The organism is Vibrio sp. 1580, assembly GCF_033340055.1.
In genome coordinates this window covers 1-553 of record NZ_JAWOVT010000597.1, presented here as the reverse complement: position 1 = coordinate 553, position 553 = coordinate 1, and the positions used below count along the sequence as shown (strand labels likewise).

Annotated in this window: 1 pseudogene; it reads left to right on the top strand. The window is 45.9% G+C overall.

The annotated features are described in order from the left end of the window. Positions 1-16 precede the first annotated feature (16 nt). A pseudogene (locus R7093_RS27355) lies at positions 17-553 on the top strand (tryptophan--tRNA ligase); the annotation flags it as partial.

The window sequence follows — 553 nt, the reverse complement described above, 5'->3', positions numbered from 1 at the left end:
TGACTAGGAGATAACCATGAACATCAAAGAAACGCATCAACAACGCGAAATCATTCTCACGGGAGACCGAGCTACAGGGCCTTTACACCTTGGTCATTACGTCGGTTCGTTACAACAGCGTGTGGCATTACAATCGGAGCATGACCAAACCATTCTGGTCGCCGATATGCAAGGCCTGACCGACAACGCGCACAATCCTTCAAAGGTATCTTCGAACATTCTAAACGTAGTCGCAGATTACCTTGCAGTTGGCATCGACCCCATTCAAACCACTATCTGTTTGCAATCTCAACTACCAGCCCTCGCTGAATTGACGATGTATTACAGCAACTTAGTTTCCATTGCTCGCTTAGAGCGTAACCCAACCGTAAAAAATGAAATTCAAAGCAAAGGTTTTGAGCGTTCAATTCCTGCAGGGTTCCTGACTTACCCAATTTCTCAAGCCGCTGATATAACGGGTTTTCGCGCTACACTTGTTCCGGTTGGGGATGACCAATTACCAATGCTTGAGCAAACGAATGAAATCGTGAGAAAGATTAACCATCTTGGCGGA